The organism is Rossellomorea sp. ABR4_004, from assembly GCF_056159585.1.
The window spans coordinates 318,246-337,912 of record NZ_JBSWVM010000002.1 but is presented as its reverse complement, the minus strand read 5'-3'; the positions used below and the strand labels follow the sequence as shown (position 1 = coordinate 337,912).

Below are 19,667 nucleotides of genomic sequence, written 5' to 3'. Positions count from 1 at the left end.
TAACCGAAAAACCAATTGACAACTATTTCAAGAGAATGATATAGTAATTCCAATAAAATAATAAATCACTCTCTGATAATAGAGGCGCGAGTATGATGAGTACCTTCTTTGAGAATAATGGATTCTGAGAAAAGAAGGGAAAGGCAGATCGCCGAAGCAGAAAATAGCCAATTCTATTTTTTGTTGGGCCAGCATTGAAGAAATGCTGGACTGTCACAATGAAGAAGTTGTGGAGCACTATTGAAGAGATGTTAATACATAGTCTTCATCATGTTTCCAAAACTTTTGATGATAAACCGTATGAGCATCGCTTCATGCGGTTTTTTTGTGTTTTTTTAGAGAGAGTCAAAAGGAGTATAGGATATGAGTACAGTTGATGTGAATGTTCGTGGAGATCTTGAAATCGGGGGAATGAGCACGGGTGAGTTGGTGGAGACCTATGGGACGCCTTTAATGGTCTACGATGAAGGGATGATCCGTGAAAATGCCCAACTTTTCCGGAATGCTTTCAAAGAGAGCGGATTGCAGTTCCAGGTGGCATATGCGAGTAAAGCGTTCCTATGTAAAGAGATGGTACGCCTGGCAGAGCAGGAGGAGCTTTCCCTGGATGTTGTGTCTGGAGGGGAATTGTATACGGCCCTTGAGGCAGGATTTCCAGCGGAGCGTATTCATTTTCATGGGAACAATAAGTCGGAAGAAGAGCTCCTCATGGCACTTGAGGCTGAAATCGGCTGCTTTGTCGTCGATAGTTTTCTGGAGCTTGAACTGCTGCATGACCTGGCCAAGGAGCGTGAGCAAAAGGTTCAGATCCTGATCAGGGTCACGCCAGGTGTGGAAGCACACACACATGAGTACATCACGACGGGACAGGAGGATTCGAAATTCGGATTCAGCATATCTAACGGGCAGGCAAGTACGGCGATTCAACTGGCTATCCGCAAGCCATACTTCTCAATGCTTGGTCTCCATTCCCATATCGGATCCCAGATTTTTGAACGGGAAGGGTTTGATCAGGCGATTCAAGTACTGGCTGATTTCCTGCAAAAAATCCGAATCGAGTTTGATGTGACGATGCCGGTGCTGAATATTGGCGGAGGATTCGGTGTCCGGTACACAGAAGAAGACCAGCCCCTGCCGATACCAACTTATGTGAAATCTATTACCGATAGTGTGAAGACCTATTTTGAAAAGAATGAATATCCGCTCCCTGAAGTATGGGTGGAGCCGGGCCGAAGCATGGTGGCAGAAGCGGGGACGACGCTGTACAAAGTGGGATCAAAGAAAATCATTCCTGATGTGCGTACGTATGTCGCGATTGACGGAGGGATGACAGATAATATCCGTCCGGCTTTGTATCAGGCAAAATACCATGCGGTCCTGGCCAACCGCCCACAAGAGGAGTGCACTGAGCTTGTGAGCATCGCAGGGAAATGCTGCGAATCCGGTGATATGCTGATCTGGGATCTGATGCTTCCTCCGACGAATTACGGTGATATACTTGCTGTCTTCAGTACAGGAGCCTACGGGTATTCGATGGCGAGTAATTATAACCGGATCCCCCGCCCGGCCGTTGTGTTTGTACATGATGGGGAATCACGGGTCGTGATCGAACGTGAATCGTATGCAGATTTAGTTCGCAATGATCGATAAAGGGGTAGTTCTCCCTTTCTGCAATGGTATGGGTACTAGTTCCTGCCCTGAAAGTCCATAACTTAACAACATCTGTATATCAAGAGAAGGCTGCGTCTAATAAGACACAGCCTTCTTTTGATTGCTATTCATATATTCTCTTCCAAAAGTTTTATAAGTAATGGATGAACTTACCTCGCGGGATACAAGGATAGGTCCTCTGTCCCGGTCAGAAGATCCAGGTTCGAATCACACAGAAGCTATTGAAGCATGCAGCCTTCTTTGTATCGTCAATCCTCCTCTTTTGAGAGCTGCATCAGAAGTTGATGAACCTCATTCGGCGTCATCATACTCGAATCCTCTCCATCCTCTTCTTTTAAAATATTGATTTCATGATTGAGCTGTTCCATCTTGCGGTCAAGTAAAGCCGCCTGTGTAGCGGCTTCCTTTAACCCATCCTGGATATGGGCGGGGATCTGCTTGTTATATTTGTAGTAAATTTTATGCTCGAGGCTTGCCCAGAAATCCATGGCGATTGTGCGGATCTGGATCTCCACATACACGACTTCCACGCGATCTGTCAGAAAAATAGGAATCTGCACGATGAGGTGAAGGCTTTGATACCCATTGGGCTTCGGATTCTTGATATAGTCCTTCACTTCTACCACCGTGATGTCATGCTGGGATTGAATCAAGTCCGACACCTTATAGATATCCTCGATGAACGAGCAGGTGATGCGTACGCCTGCAATATCCCGGATTTGTTCTTTCATCTGATCAAAGGAAGGTTTCATGTCCTTCTTGGACATCTTCTTCAGGATACTTTCGGGGGACTTAAGTCGGGTCGAAATGTGTTCGATCGGATTGTATTCATGGATGACCTGGAATTCTTCCCTTAAGATATTGATCTTTGTCCGGACCTCTTCAAGGGCGAATTTATAGGAAAGCATGAAGCGATTCAGGTTCGTTCTCAGTTCTTTCAGGTTAATCTCATTCACGTTGTCTGCTCCCTTAGAGTGTAATGGTACCAGTATACCCAATTTGACCCCTCGACATCTAGTATGAAAACGTGACAAATATGTATCTATTTTCATAAATAAGTTGAATAGAATCCAGTGTTCACATGGAGACTAGTTCTCTACTCCCGAAAAATAACCCCAATTGAGAAATGGCTGTGCTGAGACTTACAATTTAATTAACCACAGACATACAAAATGACTCCTAGAGAAACAAGCTTGCATCCCCGTATTAGCATAAGACTCTGTAAATAAGGAGGTGAACACTGACGAATCTTAACTCTGGTAGTCTACTTAAATATTTTTAGGACTACATACCTTCTTTATTTTTCCCTCAGCAAGAATCTACTCATAAGAATCAATCAACTGACGAAATGAATAGAATAGGAGAATGTTCATGAAAAAGCTTAACGTGAAACCACTTCTTGTTGGTTCAATTGCTGCGACGATGATTTCAGGGTCGATGTTCCAGGTGGATGCACTCGGTATCTCTTCCAATGGGAAGGAACTCGAGGAGTCTAATGTTGATAAGAATGAAGCCATCAAAGGGGAACATACCATCACCCTCATCACTGGTGATGTGGTAAAGGTGTCGACCCTCCAAAATGGCAAACAAATCATTAATGTGGAGCCTGCTGATAAGAATGGCGAAGGTGTCCGGGTCATGACCATCAAAGACGAAACTTTCGTATTCCCGAACTCTGCCATGCCTTTTATGGCCGCTGGAAAAATGGATGAAGACTTATTCAATATTACAAAATTGATCGAGTATAGGTATGATGACAAGAATCAAGCGTCTGTACCTGTCATCGTAGAATACAAAGAAACCAAGTCTAAGACTTTCTCAGCAGCTCCCGCCCCAAAAGGATCGAAGAAAGTGAGAGACTTGGAAAGCATTAATGGAGCGGCCCTTTCTGCAGAGAAGAAGCAGGCAGAATCGTTCTGGAAAGACGTCACTGTTCAAAGCGAAAAGAAAGATTCGGAAAAAACACCCCAATTTGAATACGGCGTAGATAAAATCTGGCTGGATGGCCGTGTAGAAGCAGCCCTTGATCAAAGTGTACCGCAAATTGAAGCGGATTCCGCTTGGGAACAAGGTTTTACAGGAGAGGGAGTCAAGGTTGCCGTACTTGATACAGGAATCGACTCGGAGCATCCGGATATAGCAGGGCAGATAGATGATGCTGTAAGCTTCGTACCTGGTGAAGAAGTGAAGGACGTCAATGGTCACGGAACCCATGTTGCCTCTACCGTTCTTGGGACAGGTGCAGGTGATGGTAAACATAAAGGTGTCGCACCTGATGCCCGCTTACTGGTAGGGAAAGTTTTAAGTGATCAAGGATTTGGGCAGGATTCCTGGATTATCGACGGAATGGAATGGGCTTCAGAAAATGCGAAAATCGTCAATATGAGCCTTGGAAGCGATATGCCGAGTGATGGAACAGATCCAATGGCAGAAGCAGTGAATCGATTGACAGATGAGAATGGAACCTTATTTGTCATTGCTGCGGGTAACAGAGGCGGGGAAGGTACAATCGGTTCACCAGGTACAGCAGATTCAGCCTTGACGGTTGGAGCAGTGGATAAAGAGGATGAACTGGCGTATTTCTCTTCCAAAGGTCCGCGCTATGGGGATATGGGACTTAAACCGGATCTTTCAGCTCCAGGTGTGGGAATCGTGGCGGCACGTTCTCAATACTCCAGTGGGACCGGAGATTACAAAAGTTTAAATGGTACATCAATGGCGACTCCACATGTTGCCGGTGCAGCTGCCATATTAGCAGAAAAATACCCTGAATGGGATGGAAAGACATTAAAACAAGCTCTGATGAATACGACAAAGAAGCTTGATGGTTACCAGCCTTATCATGTAGGAACAGGACGGGTGGACGTAGCTGCTGCCCTGGATTCACAGGTTAGGGCAACAGGTTCGGTCTCATTCGGATTCTTTAAGTGGCCTCATGATCAAGCAGCTCCAGTAGAAAAGGTAGTGACCTATACAAATGATAGCGAGGAAGAGATCACTCTTGAACTCGAATCGACTTTTGCAAATGCGGAGGGAGAAGAGGCACCAAGCGGTATGCTGACAGTCTCTGATCAAACCGTTACGGTTCCAGCAGGGGGAACGGTGGACGTAAACGTTACACTCGATTCAACGCATGGTGAAACTGGCTCCCGTTACCAAGGATTCCTGACAGCCAAAAAGGATGGAACAGAACTTGTACGCACCACGATGGCAATGGTCAAGGAAGAGGAGAGATATCCTCTTACATTGAATGCAACCGATCGTGACGGATCGAAAGGACAGGCTTATGTCGTGCTGTTCAGTGAAAAGATGCAGCCTGAAGTATTTGGAGTAGATGGAACACTCGAGCTTCGACTGCCGCCAGGCACTTATTCCGCTATGTCACTCATGGATGTCGATGTAGATACGGATCACGCCGGAGTAGCCCTTGTTGGAAATCCGGAAGTGAAGCTGAACGGTCCTAAAACCGTCGAGCTTGATGCACGAAAAGCGAAGGAAATCAAAGTTGAGGTACCGAAGAAAGCAGAAGCGAACTATCGTCGTATGGAGTATCACCAAACCATTGGTGAGATGCCAATGACAAGTTTATACTTAATGCCGGTGTGGATCGATAAACTATATGCCGTACCGACCAAGGAAGTGAAAAGTGGCTATTTTGAGCAACTGACACGCTGGCGCCTGACAAAGCCACTACTGACGATCGATTTTAAAGGAAAAGAATTGGATGATATCCCATTGGCAGGAAGCACCTTATTGGATGGAAAATATAATCTGTCCACCGTCTATGCTGGAAAAGGAAGCTCAACTGACTTTGATCGCCTGAAAGCGAAAGGAAAAGCTGTCGTAGTCGATCGAAATGCAGAGTTGAGTGTGTCACAGCAGGCGACCAATGCTGCAGCTGCAGGTGCAAAGTTGCTGATTGTTGTGAACAACGAAGATAAAGAATTCAGCGTATATGCAGGAACTCCGGAATATACGGACAATCCACTGGCTGTTGCCGCCATCAGTAAAAAAGAAGGGGATAAGCTTGTAAAAGCGGTCCGTTCAGGGAATATAAAGTTAAAGGTGGAAGGAAACACAGATTCTCCATTCGTGTATGACCTAATGGATGTCCATGAAGGATCCATCCCTAAGGACTTAACTTATGCACCAAAGGGCAAGGATTTAGCGAAAATCGATACCCGCTACAATTCACATGTAGAAACCGATGGGGGAGAATTCCGTTATGACCTTCGTCCACATACAATGGGTGCGGTAGGTTTCCTTCAAAGGCTTTCAATGCCGAGTGCCCGTACTGAATATGTATCGGCTGTAGAAGGTACAGGCTGGTATCACCAGGCAAACGTACTTGATGCAACGTGGGAGATCCGTCAACCACTCGTTACGTATACAAAAGGACAAAAAATTACAGAAAACTGGTTCTCACCGGTCGTCCGACCAAGTCTTGGACAAGGCTACTGGGGTCCTAGAAGACAAGGGGATTCTCTCCAAATCAATGTCCCTGCATGGGCTGACGCAGGTAAAGGGAACACTGGTGGTACGGATTATAATTTATCTGTTCAAAACCAGACCTCACAATTATACAAAGGGGACACGCTCCTGAAAGAAAGCAAAGGGCAGGCGCTGAATGCTTTCGGAATCTTACCGAAGGAACGCACCCAATTCAGGTTCGTCACAGATGCGAAACGTGATGAAAATCGCTGGAATACATCCACCCGGACCCATTCGGAGTGGACATTCTGGACAGAAGAAACAGATGAATGGCAATATGACCTGCCATTCCTGACTCTGGATTACAAAGTGGATACAGATGTGAATGGGGATGCATTAGCCAATCGCCCGACGAACTTGGAGTTATCCGTCGGCAAGGTGGAAAATGGTGTAGGATACGGAAATGTGGAAGGAGCAACTTTAGAAGTGTCCTTCAACGAAGGAAAGTCATGGAAAAAAGTAAAGCTGAACCAGGATGGCGATACGTTTAAAGTGACCATTCAGAATCCTAAGAAGGCAACGAATGTTTCATTGAAAGCAAGTGCTTGGGATGATGAGGGGAATAAGATCACGCAAGAAATTATTAAGGCTTATGGATTGAGATAATTAAGAAGGAAAGATGCCTCGATATAGTGGAGGCATCTTTTTTTATGTTGCAATAGGAGAGGGACAGTCAATGAAAAAGCAACCGTCAGTGAGGTCATTGAAACTTTTTGAGTATATATACGTATAGTATAATGATAGATCTTGATGTAATTCGTAACAGGGGGTGTCACTTTGAAAATAAGTACCTTTAGAAGCATGACAGAATCAGGTTTGAATAAAAAAGTGAATGACTTCTTAGAAGATCAGACCATTGAAATAATCGATGTTAAATTTTCAATGACCATATTTGATTACGGAGTGATGATACTGTACAAAAAGATGGAGCAATAAATGAACAGTGAATTAGAAAGTATTTTCTTCCTGCCCATTTGGATTGGAGCCTGGATTCAGGAAAGAGTTGGACAAGGAGTAAAAGGGGTCATCAGTTACGTGGCAATCTACTTCATTGTTACGTCATTCCTATTCATCATTACGAATGGAATAGAAGTTTGGTTCATCAATCAGATGTTTTCCTTTTTCAATACATATCTTTTGTTAGGAATGCTATATGTGTTTTTTATTTACTGGAAGAGATCAAAGTAGAAATCCTAGCTGAAGAGTGAACTATCTTTATCTGATTCAATAGAGGGACGGACCTTCATTTGCAAAAATGAAGGTCCGTCCCTCTATTATATTAAGATAGAGCATCCTGTACATACTTCTTCGTCGCAGCCTGATAAAATCCTGCCTGAACTGTCAGTACGGATACGATCAGGACATTCAGGACAATGTTGAGGTTCTCTTCCTTGATCCCGTCAAAGGTCGATAACAGGGTCTTGCATTCTTCCTTGATGAATCCATCGATATGCTCGTTAACCGAACCATCCACCTTCTTTATGGAAGGAAGGGTTTGATGGTGGATCTGGTCAAAGACCGTCGCATAGGCAAGATAAAGATCCGTGGGATTGACGATGTCATCCGTTCGGTCTTCTATGTTGTTGAACACCAGGGTCAAGATCTTCCGGATGGATTCAAAATCCAGGGTAGCTTTGAGGTCTTCGACGATGAATAGCATGGCGGCTTGTTCGATGGTATATTTTTTGCCGAGCTGCGGGGAACCGATCAACCCTTTCACATCCCGCTTCACCCAGTTCTGAACAGTGCTTTGGGGGAAGTTGGTGAATTCGATCAGATTACCCAGGGAGACGATCTCATTGAGTGAAAAACCGGTTTCTCCCTTGGCCGGCTTTAGGAGTTTTTGAATGATGGGAGGAAGGTCTTTTTCTTTATGTAAATCCGTCCACGAATCCTGAAGCACCTCAATCGGGGATCTGCTGGTTATGCCGCTCAGAGAAAGAAGCAGGTCGGCCATATTTTTACGTGTCAGTATAAACGTTTTCATCGTGATTACCCCGTCTCTTTTACAATATCTTCTTTTATACTACTGGTTCGGTCGGGTCTCGTCAATTTCACCTTTTACTTGTATTTTTCCTGAAAAGGACGTATAATAAATTCAGATACAGGTTCATATGAACTTGAAATAGGAGTGAGGAGACAAGATGGGGAAACGTATATTTTATTTCCTTTTAACAAACGTTTTAGTATTACTGACGATTAGTATCATTTTTTCCGTTACGGGAGCAGGGAGCTACATCACTGCCTCAGGCGGAATTGATTTCGGGGCATTATTGATATTCAGTGCGATCATCGGTTTTTCCGGATCATTCATTTCATTGGCCATGTCACGTTGGATGGCGAAGAGAATGATGGGCGTCCAAGTGTTGGATCCGAATGGAGCCTTATCTTCTGATGAACGGGCAGTTGTAGAGAAAGTTCATCGTTTATCAAGAGCGGCTGGCTTAGTTCACATGCCTGAAGTGGGAATCTACCATTCTCCTGAAGTGAATGCCTTCGCGACGGGTCCTTCGAAGAAACGATCACTGGTTGCCGTTTCGACAGGATTACTCCGTGAGATGGATGATGACGCGGTTGAAGGTGTCATTGCCCATGAGGTGGCCCACGTTGCGAACGGGGATATGGTGACGATGACCTTGCTGCAAGGTGTGGTCAATACATTTGTTGTCTTCCTGGCACGAATCGCCGCATGGATTGCGTCACGATTTGCAAGGGAAGAGATGGCACCAATCGTGCATTTCATTGCTGTGATTGTATTCCAGATCGTATTCTCTATCTTGGGAAGTTTAGTCGTCTTCGCTTATTCCCGTCACCGTGAGTATCACGCTGACCGTGGTGGAGCGGACCTTGCCGGTAAGGATAAAATGGTCCACGCCCTGCAAATGTTAAAAGCATACTCAAGTCGTATGAAAGGTGAAGATGACACAGCCATCTCCACATTAAAAATCAACGGCAGACGAAAATCAGCCATCTTCTCGACTCACCCTGATCTGGATGATCGGATCAGTCGGTTAGAAGCGAAGTAAGTGGGACTGGGACAGTTTAGAAGTCCCGTTTCGTTATAAATGAAAAAAATGTCGATTCCATTAGTGGAGTCGGCATTTTTTTGTTGTGTGAAATGTAGGGAGTGCGTATTCTGTTCACTGTGAATATCTATAAATTTCCATCTCTGGACAGGGGCTGATGTTTTTTTGTCCGGCCGTGACCATTTGGACAAGCTGTGAATATTTTACTAGTAGAAGGGGTGATAGATTAAATGGTGAAAGCTAGTGATTATTTGATAGCTTTAGATGATGGTCATGGGATCGGGACAGCCGGGAAACGTACACCTTATATCCAGTCGCTTGGCAGACAGATCCGTGAAAATGAATTTAATGAGAGAGTGACTTTCTTTTTGAAAGTTGAGTTAGAGAGGTGTGGATTCAGGACTATACTGACCGCTCCGACCGATGAGGATACACCATTAAAGTCACGTACAGACTTAGCCAATTCTTTGAGGGCCAACGCCTTGGTTTCCAACCACTTTAATGCCTTTGATGGAACGTTCGATGGTGCAGGAAAAGATGCTGAAGGGCATTCCCTTCATATATATTTCAATGATGTACAGGATAGAAGGCTCGCTGAAAGCATTGCGAAGTACTTGAAACAGGGTACCGGGCAGGTATATCGCGGGATCATCGAGCAGAATCTTCATATGACAAGGGAGTTCAATGGGCCTGGGGTGCTTGTGGAGAACGGATTTATGGACAATGAGAGAGAAGCCTTGCTCATGATCAATGAAAAATTTCAAAGGGAATCGGCAAGAGAGCAGGCTCGTGGGATATGTGATTTTTTCGGCGTTCCTTACGTGGCTGCAGGAAACGTTATGATACCTCCTGAAGCTGGGACAAGCAAGGGTGCTATCGGGAAACGGGTGGAGAGCATATATAGAGGTGCTGAAGGCCTGGACTTTTACAGTAAGCCGACCTTCCGGGATACCTACCGTGCAGGCACTCTGAAGTACGGATATGGGTTTCCAGAGATTATACGGAAGCTTAAGGTGGAAGGTGCTTATATGTATGAGGTCAAAAACTCAAGGGGACATGTGTATTATGTAACAGCAGCCCAGAAGTTTGTGAAGGTGGAAGGAATCGGTCAATCTACCGGGGGATCACTGCCGCCTTCATCTGGACCTGTCGCCATCGGGGAAATCACAATCGTGGGGGTGGCGAATGCCGCCATCATACAGGACCGCCCTGACCGTCTCATATCAAAGGACTTGGGTGCCATCGCAAAGGGCAGGACGATTCCCGTCACAGGCTCCCTTAAAGGGAAAAATAGCGGATCGGGATACTGGGAAGTCATCTACAACGGCAGAAGAGCTTATATTACCGGAGAATTCGGACGTTATAAAGCGTATTAACATGTCAGCAATTTGGACGGGGGACAAGTTCACTGTCCCATTAACGATCCAGAAAAAGTGTGCCTTGATCCTTACATGTTGAAGAATATCAACATGTAAAGGATAAGGCATATTTTTTGTCTTGTCCCTAAGACCGTGACTGGAAGGCCAGTTTCAATCCGAGACTTATGTACACAATTCCGATTCCTTTCCCCAGCCAATTTTTTTTGTATTTTCTATTGAGGAAGAATGCTTCTCCAATGGCTGTGGATAGAAATACGAGAGAAGAAGTATACAGGATGCTCATCAGGACAAAGGTCAATCCGAGAATCAATAATTGCATATTGACAGGAAGGCCATCACTTTGTATAAACTGTGGTAAAAACGCCAGAAAGAAAAGGGCTGTCTTTGGGTTCAACAGTTCGATGACCAATGCCTGGCGAAAGGAAAGGTTGGTCATCCGCCGTTTCTCTATTGGCTTTACTGCCTTACTTGGATGATGGGTGAACGTCTTAATGCCCAAATATATTAAATAAGCTGCACCTACGTATTTCACCATTTCGAAAGCAAGGGCCGATGTCATCAAGATGGCGGATAGTCCCACCACCGCTGCAAGGGTATGAATCAAGTCGCCAGCCGCGATTCCCAGGGCAGTGAGGAGTCCACTTTTCTTTCCACCTTTCATTGTTTGGGAAATCGTTATAAAAACGGCGGGGCCCGGGATCAGAAACATCATGAATACAATCAGAATAAATGCCAGCATAGACTTCACATCCTTCTCTTTTATTCATCATCATAATCTATCTCTCTTTCATATTTTGTCACTCTATGCAATGTTCTCTTGTACATACGTTTTTTCCTCCTTTGCAGGGAGCGACAGAAAGATAACTGACAGGATAATGAGTGTTCCACCCAATAACTGATAGGCCCCGAATGATTCGTTAAGCCAGGTAATCGATAGAATGACCGCGACAAGGGGCTCGATGCTAGCGAGTATACTTGTTTCGGTAGGGGACAGGTAGTTTAGGCTTCCGATATACAGTAGAAATGATAGAGTTCCTATGGTAATTATGGAGACCATCATGATAAATGACTTTATTGATAATAGCTCAGTCATTTGGCCAATACTCAACCTTTCATTCGAGAGGAACAGGACTAATCCTCCAATTAACATACCCCATCCAACGATGTAGGTGGTCCCCCATTTTTTAATCAGCGATGTGGGGTGAAGGGTATAGAATGAAAATCCCAGCATCGTAAGGATTCCAAAGACGATCGCTTCTCTGGATAAAAGAACTTCTTCGACCGACCCGTTTGTCATCATAAAAAAAAGTCCAATCAACGCGGCCAGGACAGCCAGGAATTGAATCATGGACGGCAGCTTCTTACTTTGGAAAGCGACATAGATGGTGATCAAAACTGGTCCAAAGAACTGGAACAGCATGGCTGTCACCGCGTTACTTACATGGAGCGCTTCGATGAAAGCAAATTGAGCACCGAGCATACCGAGTACACCAAAGAGTATCAGGTTCAGCCAATCTTTCGGATGTTTCCAAATGGTGAATACGTTTCTGTTTTTGATGTAGAGGTAGCTTAAGATAAATGCGCCGGCTAATAAAAGCCGGATGACCAGGAAGTTGACAGGTGTCAGTCCTGAATAATGAAAAAGCCATTGAAGCATCGGTCCTGAAAGGCCCCAAAGAGTGGCCCCGCTTATTATCATGATTAATCCGATTGTTCGTTTTGATTTCATATTTATGTTCCTCCTTGCTGAATTAGAGTTGATATATTGATGAATATAGGAGTAGTATAAAATCAATCTGGTATGGTTAGTAGAGTCAGATTTAATAAACTATAGGAGGTCAGATGAAGTGATGGAGTTAACCCCAAAGCTTGATATCAATAAAAAGGAACCTTTATATGTGCAACTGTACGAATCGATTAAACATGAAATTACTTCAGGAACACTTTCAAAAGGGACGAGGCTCCCATCTAAACGTAAGCTGGCTCAACACTTGCAAATTAGCCAGAGCACTATAGAAACGGCTTATGAGCAACTTATCGCAGAAGGGTATATAGAGTCTCTTCCGCGAAAAGGTTTCTTTGTTTGTGAAATGGAACAAAGTCAGTATGACGTAGATGGAAGCCTGCCTTATGTAGAGGAGAAACCATATCGAAATATCCCCTATCACTACGATTTTGCTTATACAGGTGTTGATTCTGACTCCTTTCCATTTGCCCTTTACCGGAAACTGGCGAATGAAGTGGTGAGGGAGGATAATGACGGATTTCTCATGCTGGGGCATCCTCAAGGAGAATGGGATCTTCGTAAAGAAATCGTAAAGTATATGTACGAGTCGAGGGGAGTACGGTGTTCACCCAGTCAAATCATCATTGGGTCCGGTACGCAACAGTTACTCAGAATTGTGTTTCAATTGCTTCAGGAAAGTACGTATGCCGTGGAGGACCCGGGCTATCATCGTCAGCTCTTTACCTTTGAGAAGAGGGTGAATCAGGTGGAGATGATTCCTCTCGATCATGAGGGGATGATCCTGTCCCGGTTAGAGGAAAGTAAAGCGAATGTCGCCGTTCTTACTCCATCTCACCAATTTCCATCCGGAAGCATTTTGTCCATATCGAGAAGAATGCAGTTATTGAAGTGGGCTCAGGCAAAGGAAGACCGATATATCGTAGAAGACGATTATGACAGTGAATTTCGTTACACAGGTAAACCAATCCCTGCCTTGCAAGGTCTTGATACACATCAAAAAGTGATTTATATGAGTACCTTCTCGAAAGCGTTAATGCCTTCCTTGCGAGTAAGTTATATGGTTCTGCCCCTCCCTTTAATTGAGAAATACAAAAGAGAGTACTTTTTTTATACCCAGACCGTCTCAAGGATTGATCAGGAAATCCTCATTGCGTTCTTGAAGAAGGGCCACTGGGGAAAACATATTCAAAAGATGAGGGTGATCTATAAGAAAAAGAGAGATGCACTCGTCACGGCCATATCCACCTTTTTCCCTAAACAGGTTGAAATTATAGGAGAGGATTCCGGACTTCACCTCCTTCTTCGTCCCCATAATGGCTTAACGGAAACGGAACTCATTCAAACAGCAAGGGCTTATGGTGTAAATGTCTATCCAGTCTCTGTCTATGGAAGCAGTAATCATGCCACCGTGCTATTGGGATTTGCGAGTCTAACAGAGAAACAACTGGTAGAAGCTGTACAAATCCTGGTTAAGTCCTGGTTTTAGAGACGTAGGGACAGGTCCCTGTTGCATTCATCCTCCTTTTTTAATAAAGTATAAAGTTAGACACACGTTTTCAAGGAGGACCAGAAATTGACGAATATCAAACCAGAAACAATGGTTGTTACAATAGAAGATTTAGATCAAAAGGGTTCAGGGCAGGCTGTGGTCTGGCGGGAGAATGAGCTCGGCAATCCAAAGAAGCTAAGGTTGACGATTCCTCAGACCCTGCCTGGGGAAAAGGTGGAGGTGACGGTGGATCAGCCTGATCGCCGTAGACGAAAGGCAATGCCGGATGAAATCCTAGAGGCCCACTCTGAGAGAATCCCTGCACCTTGTCCGCACTTTGAACGCTGCGGTGGATGTGTGTGGCAGCATTGGGATTATGATGGTCAGTTAAAGCAGAAGACGGATCATGTGAAGCATGCCCTGGAAGAACAAGGCTTTAATCCTGACCTGGTAAGGGATACGATGGGGATGGATAATCCGTGGCGTTACCGCAATAAAATGGAATTTACGTTTTCTCCTGAAGGTGCCCTTGGACTGCATGAGCAAGGGAATTTCCGTAAGGTCATTTCACTCGAAACCTGCTTGATCGCAAGTGAAGAAATGGTGGAAGCGACGATGGAAGTCGCCGAATGGGTGAAGGACCATGGATTAAAAGGGTATAACAAAGACGAGCACGAAGGGTTACTTCGTCATCTAATGGTCCGTCAATCGTTTGTAACGGGTGAACTGATGCTTGGTCTGTTCGCGACTGAGGCGCCTGAAAATCATCAGGAGGCAGTGGACGACTTAGTTGCCCGCGTAGGTGAAAAATTCCCTCAAGTCAAAAGTTTATTATGGCTTGAAAATACGGCATGGGCCGATCGGACGCAAGCAGAAGAAATTCATCTATTAGCTGGTCGTGACTTTATTTATGATGAAATGGATGGATACCGTTTCCGTCTTTGGTTTGATACGTTTTTCCAGACGAATCCGACACAAGCTCAGAAGCTCGTAGACTTGGCAATTGAAATGGGACAACCGAAGAAAACAGAGAAGATGATCGACCTTTTCTGTGGAGTAGGGACATTTTCTCTTCCATTTGCAAGCAGAGTCGGTGAACTTGCAGGCATTGAAATCGTCGAAAGTTCTATAGAGTCAGCGAAACGAAATGCTGAAGATAACGGCATCTCAAACACGACATTCCTCGCTAAGGATGCTCGAAAAGGAATTGACCAAATGCTGGAGAGCTTCGGTCATCCGCAGCTATTGATGTTAGACCCTCCACGCTCTGGTGCTGGAGGAAAGGTCATGAGACGAATCGGACGTGCCAAACCTGAACGTATTGTGTACGTATCATGCAATCCGGATACATTCGCAACGGATATCAAGGAGCTGGAACCATTCGGATACACTCTGGATGCTGTTCAACCTGTTGATCTTTTCCCTCAAACGGTGCATGTGGAATGTGTCGCGACACTGACACTGAATTCATAAGCGGCATGTAGAGATTCTTGTCCGCATGAAAGAAAATACCCGACCCTATGAGGGTCAGGTGTTTTTTTGTTTAGGAATAAGAGGGACGGACCTCTCATTTGCCTCCCAACGCAAAATTCATTGCAGAATAGAGGTCCGTCCCTCATTTCACAGCCCTGGATTTTTTCGGAATGTTTGTCAGGTTCCATTTAGCTTCATCTCCGTTTGGGTCAGAGATGCTCACGATCGGGGCGACTTTGATCATCCCGGAGATGGTGTTTTCGTTGTACTCGAAATCGAAGTAGCCGATGTTCGGGGCGATGTCCTCCCCCCGGAACCCATAGATTTCCTGAACCTTGGATTTTTGGATGGCAGGGTTAAAGATGACCTCCAGCTTGTAGCGCGATTCCGGATTGACCCGTTCCACCTTGATCTGGAAATTCCCTTTTTCGTCCACCACCCCGGTACTTTCCGTGACGAATTCCTCACTTTCATCTCCCTGCCAGTTGATGACCCTTGCGTAGGATTCGAACTCACCGTAATCCTTGAGCCCGGCAAACATGATGCTATCCTCAGGAAGGTTGGATTGGCCTTCTACAATAAGCTCTTTTCCTTGCAACAGGACCGTTCCGGTTATATCGATCCTGACTCCGGACGGCGCGGCCTGCTTTTGAGGAAGTTCCGTGGCCATTTCAACCCGGCATCCGGTCAGGACAATCAGACTGACAGCCAGCATGTACCTCAGCCAATTCCTCAATGGAATTCCTCCTTTGAGCGGTTTTTGAACGTAAATGGATCTTCCGGTCGTGATGAGGCTACCGTCTTATTGGAAGGGGTCTCGCTTTTCCCGACAGGAAGCGTATCCTCAAGAAGAATCTCTTTTAAAAACCTGCTTATCTCATTGATGCAAAAAATCGAAACGGCAAAAAAAGCAAGTGGTGTCAGCACCAGCCATGTATGCAGAAAGACCATTTGAATATTGATACTCATCGTGGCCGCCCATTCATTTGTATAGGAAAAATATTCAGGTATGTGCTCCATGATCCCGAACTCCTCTGTTTTCAGACCTCCCAAACAAATATGGAGAACCCCAAGTTGAATGAGAAGGTACAGGGTCTGGGAGATTTGCTCGGAGAACATGACAAGGGCATGCCGGCTGAACTGTGGACGTAAATGTCGCTTGATGATATAGAATCTGCTTGCCCCGATTTGTTTGGATACAGTAACGAAATCATTTTTTAGATACTCCTTCATTTCTTCCCCGATATACATCCCAAGTGAGGGGATCACAATGATGGCGATCACCACTATTTCGATCATCAGAAATCGAAATGAATACATCGCCCCTGCCTCGAAGGCAAGCTGGAGAGGGGTAAGAAGAACAAAGGCAATGATCGCAAGTGGGATGAAGTTGAACGTATCCCCGACTCCCCTGATCATCTGTCTCGCCCAATCAGGAAGAAAAGCATACACAATACCGAACGCGAACCCGCCGACCATCCGAAGCAATGCAATGACTATTGCCGATAGCAGCGTATATTTCGCACCGGCAAGGAGTAAATAAAATAAATTCCGTCCAAGTTTATCACTGCCCAAAGGGGGCATTTCCTCCATTGTATATGGAGGATCCGCGATTACCCTTCCAGAATCATCCTTTAAATACGGCGGCCCAGGTTCGAGTAGCTCTGGATATATGGCCGGTATGACGAAGCTCGCTGAAAGCATGACAAGGAGAAAACCAACGGGCAGCCAGAACCGGAATGATTTCAGAATCCTCATGAACTGACCTCCTCTCCGGACAGCCATTTTTTAAGTGAAATAGACCCTAATGTGAACACGATGAAGAATGGTATGTAAATCATCAGCATCCCGATGAAAAAGGCACTTGGCGTATTTCTGGAAACATCAAGGAGCACATTCATAAATCCGTTGATATTAAAAAGAATTTCAATGATCAACAGGTTTGAAAGCATAAGCAGAAATATCGGTTTGATGTGGTAATAAAAATGAATCCACACATTTCGGAACAAGTGAACCCATACTGTATACGCTTTTGAGAAACCCTTCGAATAGGAGTATTCGACATATGGTTTTTCCTCTTCTTCCCGAAGCTGGAACAAAAAATGCTTCGTTAAAAAAGCAATCGGCATGATCGCAAGACAAATGATCGGGAGCAGATAGATTTTTTCATCCCCAAGGGTGTAGATGTCAAACAGCAAAATATCCGTCTTTTTGAAAAACCAGACAATGAAAAGTTGGATAAATACGATAATCAGGACATCCGGAAGGGAATCAAGTGAATCCAGCAAACGGAAGCAGATCTGATATATTTTCTTTGGCAGAAACATAAACAAGTAGCTAACAAGGGAAGACGTGACGGCAGCAAGAAAAAAGGCCAGGAGCAAGAGCGAGAACGAATAGCCGAATAGCTGAAAAAACAACGGATAAATCGGGTAGCTTTTGTAGTCCATTGGATCCCCGATTTTGATGATGATGGAGCCTGGTTGGAGCATTTCACGTCCCATCTCCTGCAAAGTTTGAAGATATTTTCCCAGCATGATGACCAATTCCGTATCATACGCAAGCAGAGAACCGGCCCCGCTGAAAAGGAATAATCCGATACAGGTGAGCAAGAATTGAATGGGAAGACCGATGACATTGAACTTTCTCAGTAAAAACACCCCCAAAGTCTTTTAGAAACATTATATCTTTATATTACAAAAATTTCAAAATAATTTTAATTTTTACAATAATGTTAATTTGCTGGATGTTATTCTTTGAATAGGAATTCATGCCGATGAAAACCCTATCAGTAGTAATACATAAGCAGGTACCATTTAGGACATTAGCCGAGAAGAACGTTATAATGAGGGGGACATAAAAGGGAACTTCAAAAAAATCATAGACAGTCTATGGTTTTTTGTTTTATTAATGAAAAGAAGGAGATGGCGATAATGGGAAATCAAGCAGGTTGGAATCTCGAGAACAGCTATACCACACTTCCAAGTTCTTTTTTTACTAGACAGGATCCGACTCCTGTTCAAGCACCAAAGCTGATCGTACTGAATGAACGAGTGGCTGAGTCGCTGGGGCTGGATGCGGAAAAACTTGGAGAAGAGGTAGAGGTCTTTGCCGGGAACCGAATCCCGGAAGGTGCTGAACCCCTTGCTCAAAGCTATGCCGGGCATCAGTTTGGCTATTTTAATATGCTGGGAGACGGTCGTGCGGTCCTGATCGGTGAACAGATCACCCCATCAGGTGAGCGTTTTGATATCCAGCTCAAAGGTGGAGGGAGAACCCCTTATTCCCGGGGCGGGGACGGTCGCGCAGGACTTGGACCAATGCTCAGGGAGCATATCATCAGTGAAGCCATGTATGGACTTGGGATTCCGACTACCCGAAGCTTGGCTGTAGTGACTACGGGTGAGACGATTTACCGGGAAACAGAACAGCAGGGTGCGATCCTGACCCGAGTGGCGGAAAGTCATCTTCGCGTCGGTACTTTTCAGTTTGCTTCCAAATTCGGAACGATAGAAGATCTCCGCGCACTGGCTGATTATGCGGTGGAGCGTCACTATCCGGAAGGTATGAATGAACCGAACCATTATCTTTACCTTCTAGAAGAAGTAATCAAGCGCCAGGCTGCACTCATTGCCAATTGGCAAATGGTCGGGTTCATTCATGGCGTGATGAACACAGATAACATGACGATCAGCGGAGAAACCATTGATTATGGACCATGCGCTTTTATGGATGTGTATGACCCCGCAACGGTATTCAGCTCCATTGATACCGGAGGGCGTTATGCCTATGGAAATCAGCCTCAAATTGCCGGTTGGAACCTTGCCCGATTTGCTGAAAGCCTGTTGCCGATTCTTCATGACGAACAAGAAGAATCACTGAAACTTGCACAGGCTGCTGTAATGGAATTTCCTAAGCTGTATGAAGCTCACTGGCTCGAAGGAATGAGAGGGAAACTCGGTATTTTCAACGAGGAAGAAGGGGACGAATCCCTTGCAAAAGACCTTCTCGGATTAATGGAAGAGAATCGTGCGGACTATACAAATACATTCCGTTCATTAACAAATGAAGAAGAAATCGATCTGTTTAAAAATCCGGAATTTGTTCAATGGAAAGAACGCTGGGAAGAAAGACTTAGCAGGCAGGAAGAACCGAAAGAATCAACTCATCAGTTAATGCGAAAGCACAATCCAGCTGTGATTCCCAGAAATCACCGTGTGGAGGAAGCGTTGGAAGCTACAGTGGAAAGCAATGATTACAAGGTTATGGAGCGTTTGCTTGAGGTTCTTAAAAATCCTTACCAGTTATCGACAGAACAGTGCGAGTACACGAAACTCCCGGATCCATCTGCTCGTCCTTATCGAACGTATTGCGGAACATGAAGAATGAAC

The 19,667-nt window shown here is 44.9% G+C and carries 16 protein-coding genes and 1 riboswitch; of the genes, 9 read left to right on the top strand and 7 right to left on the bottom strand.

The genetic code is table 11. The annotated features are described in order from the left end of the window. Positions 1–71 precede the first annotated feature (71 nt). Positions 72–248, top strand: a riboswitch (Lysine riboswitch). Positions 249–363: 115 nt separating this feature from the next. Beyond that, positions 364–1,650 (top strand): diaminopimelate decarboxylase, encoded by a 1,287-nt coding sequence (lysA, locus tag ACXAF2_RS14515; RefSeq protein WP_475139668.1) that lies wholly within the window; start codon positions 364–366, stop codon positions 1,648–1,650. A 269-nt stretch (positions 1,651–1,919) separates the two neighbouring features. Here lysA and ACXAF2_RS14510 read toward each other — a convergent pair whose 3' ends face one another. Then, positions 1,920–2,579 carry a GTP pyrophosphokinase gene (locus tag ACXAF2_RS14510; RefSeq protein ID WP_475140407.1) on the bottom strand — a complete coding sequence of 220 codons (660 nt, stop codon included), beginning with the start codon at positions 2,577–2,579 and terminating at the stop codon, positions 1,920–1,922. Positions 2,580–3,042: 463 nt separating this feature from the next. On the opposite strand from ACXAF2_RS14510, the gene ACXAF2_RS14505 reads away from it, so the two are divergent. The 3 genes from ACXAF2_RS14505 (at position 3,043) to ACXAF2_RS14495 (ending at position 7,350) form a co-directional block, all read left to right on the top strand. After that, positions 3,043–6,768, top strand: coding sequence for a S8 family peptidase (locus ACXAF2_RS14505; RefSeq protein ID WP_475139666.1), 3,726 nt, complete (start codon positions 3,043–3,045; stop codon positions 6,766–6,768). Positions 6,769–6,939: 171 nt separating this feature from the next. Then, a complete protein-coding gene (locus ACXAF2_RS14500; RefSeq protein ID WP_475139664.1) occupies positions 6,940–7,098 on the top strand; it encodes a hypothetical protein in 159 nt (52 codons plus the stop codon). Then, positions 7,099–7,350, top strand: coding sequence for a hypothetical protein (locus ACXAF2_RS14495; RefSeq protein WP_475139662.1), 252 nt, complete (start codon positions 7,099–7,101; stop codon positions 7,348–7,350). It abuts the gene before it with no gap. Between the two features lie 91 nt (positions 7,351–7,441). On the opposite strand, the gene ACXAF2_RS14490 is transcribed toward ACXAF2_RS14495, so the two are convergent. Then, entirely contained in the window at positions 7,442–8,149 is a 708-nt protein-coding gene (locus ACXAF2_RS14490; protein WP_475139661.1) for a DUF1836 domain-containing protein, read from the bottom strand. Positions 8,150–8,306: 157 nt separating this feature from the next. Between ACXAF2_RS14490 and htpX the strand changes: the two genes are divergently transcribed. Together htpX and ACXAF2_RS14480 are read left to right on the top strand one after the other, a co-directional pair. Next, positions 8,307–9,188: a protease HtpX gene (gene htpX / locus ACXAF2_RS14485; RefSeq protein ID WP_475139659.1), complete on the top strand. Its 882-nt coding sequence runs from the start codon at positions 8,307–8,309 to the stop codon at positions 9,186–9,188. Positions 9,189–9,418: 230 nt separating this feature from the next. Further along, a complete protein-coding gene (locus ACXAF2_RS14480; RefSeq protein WP_475139657.1) occupies positions 9,419–10,564 on the top strand; it encodes an N-acetylmuramoyl-L-alanine amidase family protein in 1,146 nt (381 codons plus the stop codon). 127 nt (positions 10,565–10,691) lie between these two features. Here ACXAF2_RS14480 and ACXAF2_RS14475 read toward each other — a convergent pair whose 3' ends face one another. Then, positions 10,692–11,306 (bottom strand): LysE family translocator, encoded by a 615-nt coding sequence (locus tag ACXAF2_RS14475; RefSeq protein ID WP_475139656.1) that lies wholly within the window; start codon positions 11,304–11,306, stop codon positions 10,692–10,694. Positions 11,307–11,369: 63 nt separating this feature from the next. Further along, the gene (locus tag ACXAF2_RS14470) at positions 11,370–12,296 is read right to left on the bottom strand and encodes a DMT family transporter (protein WP_475139655.1); all 927 of its coding nucleotides are present in this window, start codon (positions 12,294–12,296) and stop codon (positions 11,370–11,372) included. Positions 12,297–12,414: 118 nt separating this feature from the next. On the opposite strand from ACXAF2_RS14470, the gene pdxR reads away from it, so the two are divergent. Both pdxR and rlmD read left to right on the top strand, forming a co-directional pair. Next, positions 12,415–13,800 (top strand): MocR-like pyridoxine biosynthesis transcription factor PdxR, encoded by a 1,386-nt coding sequence (gene pdxR, locus ACXAF2_RS14465; RefSeq protein WP_475139653.1) that lies wholly within the window; start codon positions 12,415–12,417, stop codon positions 13,798–13,800. Between the two features lie 111 nt (positions 13,801–13,911). Further along, on the top strand, positions 13,912–15,276 hold the full coding sequence (gene rlmD, locus ACXAF2_RS14460; RefSeq protein WP_475140405.1) for a 23S rRNA (uracil(1939)-C(5))-methyltransferase RlmD: 1,365 nt from the start codon (positions 13,912–13,914) through the stop codon (positions 15,274–15,276). 142 nt (positions 15,277–15,418) lie between these two features. Here rlmD and ACXAF2_RS14455 read toward each other — a convergent pair whose 3' ends face one another. From ACXAF2_RS14455 to ACXAF2_RS14445, 3 genes are read right to left on the bottom strand one after another with little or no spacing between them, the layout of a single operon-like run. Further along, positions 15,419–16,012 (bottom strand): hypothetical protein, encoded by a 594-nt coding sequence (locus ACXAF2_RS14455; protein WP_475139652.1) that lies wholly within the window; start codon positions 16,010–16,012, stop codon positions 15,419–15,421. Beyond that, positions 16,009–17,034, bottom strand: a complete 1,026-nt coding sequence (locus ACXAF2_RS14450; RefSeq protein ID WP_475139651.1) for an ABC transporter permease subunit — start codon at positions 17,032–17,034, stop codon at positions 16,009–16,011. The genes ACXAF2_RS14455 and ACXAF2_RS14450 overlap by 4 nt, the downstream gene beginning before the upstream one ends. Next, entirely contained in the window at positions 17,031–17,936 is a 906-nt protein-coding gene (locus ACXAF2_RS14445; RefSeq protein ID WP_475139649.1) for an ABC transporter permease subunit, read from the bottom strand. Before ACXAF2_RS14445 ends, ACXAF2_RS14450 begins: the two co-directional genes overlap by 4 nt. A 273-nt stretch (positions 17,937–18,209) precedes the next feature. On the opposite strand from ACXAF2_RS14445, the gene ACXAF2_RS14440 reads away from it, so the two are divergent. Continuing rightward, positions 18,210–19,658: a protein adenylyltransferase SelO gene (locus ACXAF2_RS14440; RefSeq protein ID WP_475139648.1), complete on the top strand. Its 1,449-nt coding sequence runs from the start codon at positions 18,210–18,212 to the stop codon at positions 19,656–19,658. Positions 19,659–19,667: the final 9 nt, after the last annotated feature.